The following is a 3,639-nucleotide window of genomic DNA, read 5'->3' as shown; positions in this document are numbered from 1 at the left end:
GCGCGTGCTGCGGCCGTCGCCGCGCTGGCGCTCGCCGCCGTCGCGCGTGCGTCGCTCGGCCGCGAGGCGGAGTTCGGCGGGCCGGTGCTCCGGCTCGGCCGGCTCCGGTTTCCCGTTGGCTTCACGCTCACGGCGTTCGGCATCGTCGTGATCATGGCGGCGGCGCCCGTGGACGACTGGTGGCATACGACGTTCGGCAAGGACGTCCTCATCTGGAGCCCGCCCCACCTCCAGCTCCACCTGGGCGCGGGCATCGCCGCGCTCGGTCTGCTCTTCGCCGTCGCCGCCCAGCGGGGCCACGGCGCGCTCGCGCACCTCTGGCTGTGGCGCGGCGCCATGCTCGCCGTGCTGGTGGATCTCGTCCATCGCGGCCACTTCGTCCTCGCCCATTACACGATGCTGCCCCACTCGCGCACGCCGGACTTCTATCCGTTCCTCGTCGCACTCCTGGCGCCCGTCGTCCTTGTCGCCGCGGCACGCGCGGTCGGGCCGTGGGCGCCAACGCTCGCGTGCCTCGCCTTCCTGGCCGTCGCGTGGCTCGTGGACGTGATGCTCCGGGTCATCGAGTTCGATCGTTACACGCTGACGCCGATCCTCGCCGCGCCCGCGGCGGTCCTCTCGCTCGCGTTCTCACGTGCCGGGCGCCGGCGCGAGCGCGCGTGGCTCGGCGCGGCGGCCGGGCTCGCGTTCACTCTGGCCTTCGTCGCGATGGAAGTCGCGTGGATGCGGTGGGCCGTCGGGCGGCCGTGGCCGGCGGACCGGGTCCTGGCTTCGCTGCCGCGCGTTCTCGTCGCCGGAGCGCTGAGCGGGTGGGTGGGCTGGGTTCTCGGCGGCTTCCTGCGCGCCGTCGGCTCCGCCGGCGACCCCGCGGTGGAGTTCGGCGGCCGCGCACGCGCGCGTGCTGCGGCCGTCGCCGCGCTGGCGCTCGCCGTCGCAGGCCTTGCGGCGACGTACCAACCTCAGCGCTTCGGCCCCTCCATGACGGTTCAGGAGCTACGACTCGTGCCGCTCGCGAGCTTTCCATACACCGAGGCGATCTTCTGGAACGTCTTCTTCGTCGAGGGCTGGCCGTTCGCCCCGCGGATCGAGGCGCGGAGCGAGGGGATCATCGACGGGATGCCGGCGCCCGTCGGCCCCGCCTGGTGCGCGCGGACGGACGCGGCCCTCACGGCGATGATACCGGGGCTCAGATTCACGATGGAGGTCAACGGCACGCCGATCGATCTCGCGCCGTATCCGCTCGTCAGCCTCCGCCTGCGCGACGGCGAGCGCTGCGCCTGGGTCGGCGTCGCCTCGGCGTTCCAGCGGGCGAGCCGGAACACGTTCGTCTACACGATCGAGCGCGCGGCGCCGCGCGGACCCGTCACGACGCGGGTCGAGCTGGGCGTCGTGTTCAAGGACCCGTGACGCACGGATCCGTGGGAGGACCGCGTGTCCTTTCGTAGACACTTGAACGGCTCGGCGAGGTGCGGTAGAGATCGGCCGTGACGCAGAGCGAGTACGAGCAGCTCGTCGACTTCCTGGGCGGCCAGTTCGCCGCGATCGACCGGCGCGTCGTGGCGGTCGACCAGCGCTTCGACGTGCTCGAGCAGCGTTTCGACACTCTCGAGCGGCGCGTCGACGAAGGATTCCGCGAAGTCTTCGGTCACTTCGACGAGGTCTACCGGCGACTCGAGCGCCTCGAGCAGGAGTACCAGGCCATCACCCAGGCCTTGCGACGTATCGAGAGCCTGCTCGTCGACGAGCAAATGAAGCGCGAGCTCCTGGAACGAAGGGTGGACGAGCTGAAGCATCAGGTTGCGGCCCTCCAGGCGCGCATCCAGGAGCTCGAGCAGCGGATCCGCGGATAGGCGTCCGTCCGGTCACGCTCGCGCTCGCCCTCGCCCTCGGCGCCGGCTGGCTCGGCTTCCCCGGGCTCCTCTGGGACGTCGCGTGGCATCGAACGATCGGCCGCGACAGCTTTCTCTCGCCCCCGCACGTCCTCATGTACGCGGGCGTCGCCGCCAACGGCCTCGTGAGCGCGTGGGCGCTCGTGTGGGGTCGTCGGCGCCACCGCGCACCCGGCGGCTTTCTCCTGAGCGGCGTCGGGTTCCTCCTCGCGATCGCCGGCGCAGCGCTCGACCAGTGGTGGCACGACAACGTCGGCAAGGACGTGAACCTCTGGAGCCCGCCTCACCTCGTCGGTCTCGCGGGCACCGTGCTGATCGCGCTCGGGCTCGTCTTCGCCCTCGCCGCTCACACGCGCTATGCGCCCGCGCCCCGCTGGCGCGCGCCCCGCGTGATCCTGGTCTTCTGCTTCGCCGACCTCGTGCACAAAGCGATGGTCGCGCTCGACCATTACACCCTTGACACGTGGGGCCGCACGCCGGACTTCTATCCCTTCCTCCTGGCGCTGCTGCTGCCGGCGATCCTGGTGACGGCGGTCCGCGCCCTCGGCGCCGGCGCCGCGACCGCGGTCGCCGTCGCGTTCACGGTCCAGCACGTCGTCATCCTCGGCGTGCTCCTCGCCTTCGGCATGCGGATCCCGACCTTCACGCCGATCCCGGTCCTCCCCGCGATCGCGCTCGATCTGGTCGTCGCGGCGTTCGCGATCCCGCGTATCACGCCGCTCGCGCCCGTCCTCGGGAGCCTCGCCTTCGCCCTCGTGCTCTACGCCCAGGAGGCCGCGTGGATGGCGTGGGGTGTCGCCCGGCCGTGGGACCTCGGGCGGATGGCGGCCGCGCTCCCCGGCGTGCTCCTGACCGCCGTGGGGAGCGCGTGGGTGGGCTGGGCGCTGGGCACGCTCGTCCGGTGCGCCGCCGAGGCGCTGCCCCTGCGCAAGGCGTTCGGGGGCCGACGGCGAACCCGCGCGGCGGTCGCCGTCATGCTGGCATTCGTCGCCGTCGGGCTCGCCGCCGCCTATCGTCCGTCACGCGCCGAGCCGCCGGCGCGCGTCGCCGCGCTCGGGCTCGCGCCCGACACCGGCTTCGACTACCGCGACGCCGTGTTCTGGGAGGCGCTCCTGCCCGACGGCTGGCGCGAGCCCGGCGCGCACTCCGCCTATCAGGAAGCGATCGTGGACGGCCACGGCATCCCGCTCGGCCCGGCCTGGTGCGCGCCCGACGCGCCGGCGCTCGCGCACGAGCTGGCGGCGCTTTCGTTCGGGCTCGACATCAACGGTGAGGTGGTGGACCTCGCCCGCTATCCGCGGACGCGGCGCTTCACGCGGGACGGCGCCCTCTGCGAGTGGGTCGGCGTCACGGCGACGACGCCGCGCCCGGGATTCCAGGAGCTGGTCTACACGCTCCAGCGCGGAACCGCGCCGCCGTCCCGGATCACCGTGCGGCTCAGGGTGAAGGAGCCTTGATCCGGCCGGGAATTTCTCGACGCGAGCCGGCGGCCTTGTATGACAATCAAGGGACGTGTGGTCAGCCTGGCGGCGGACCGGTTCAAGCAGGCCGAGCGTGATCTCGAGCAGGCTGAGGACTCGCGCCACGCCGGGCGCCACGAGTGGGCGTGTTTCGCCGCTCATCAGGCCGCGGAGAAAGCCGTGAAGGCCCTCCACCTTCACCTCGGGCAGGAGGCCTGGGGCCACGTCGTGGCAAAGCTGATCCGCGAGCTTCCGGCCGCAGCGGGTGTTCCCGTCGGCCTGGTCGAGCA

4 protein-coding genes are annotated in these 3,639 nt (G+C 72.5%); all 4 read left to right on the top strand.

Features of this window, described 5'->3' with window-relative positions; all coding sequences use genetic code 11:
- Positions 1-1,407, top strand: a 1,407-nt coding sequence (locus VKG64_03515) for a hypothetical protein (GenBank protein ID HKB24100.1), incomplete at its 5' end; no start/stop codon positions are given.
- Positions 1,408-1,484: 77 nt separating this feature from the next.
- Positions 1,485-1,850, top strand: a complete 366-nt coding sequence (locus VKG64_03510; GenBank protein HKB24099.1) for a hypothetical protein — start codon at positions 1,485-1,487, stop codon at positions 1,848-1,850.
- A gap of 134 nt (positions 1,851-1,984) precedes the next feature.
- Positions 1,985-3,346, top strand: coding sequence for a hypothetical protein (locus VKG64_03505; protein ID HKB24098.1), 1,362 nt, complete (start codon positions 1,985-1,987; stop codon positions 3,344-3,346).
- A 57-nt stretch (positions 3,347-3,403) separates the two neighbouring features.
- Positions 3,404-3,639 (top strand): HEPN domain-containing protein (locus tag VKG64_03500; protein HKB24097.1); only part of this gene is annotated, 236 nt, incomplete at its 3' end.

The organism is Candidatus Methylomirabilota bacterium, from assembly GCA_035260325.1.
Taxonomy (GTDB): Bacteria; Methylomirabilota; Methylomirabilia; order Rokubacteriales; family CSP1-6; genus AR19.
The sequence above is the reverse complement of the archived record's forward strand: the minus strand, read 5'-3'. Positions and strand labels throughout refer to the sequence as shown.

Excerpts from the sequence above, each read along its gene's own strand:
- VKG64_03505 (HKB24098.1), top strand. The coding sequence starts at position 1,985 with ATGTACGCGGGCGTCGCCGCCAACGGCCTCGTGAGCGCGTGGGCGCTC.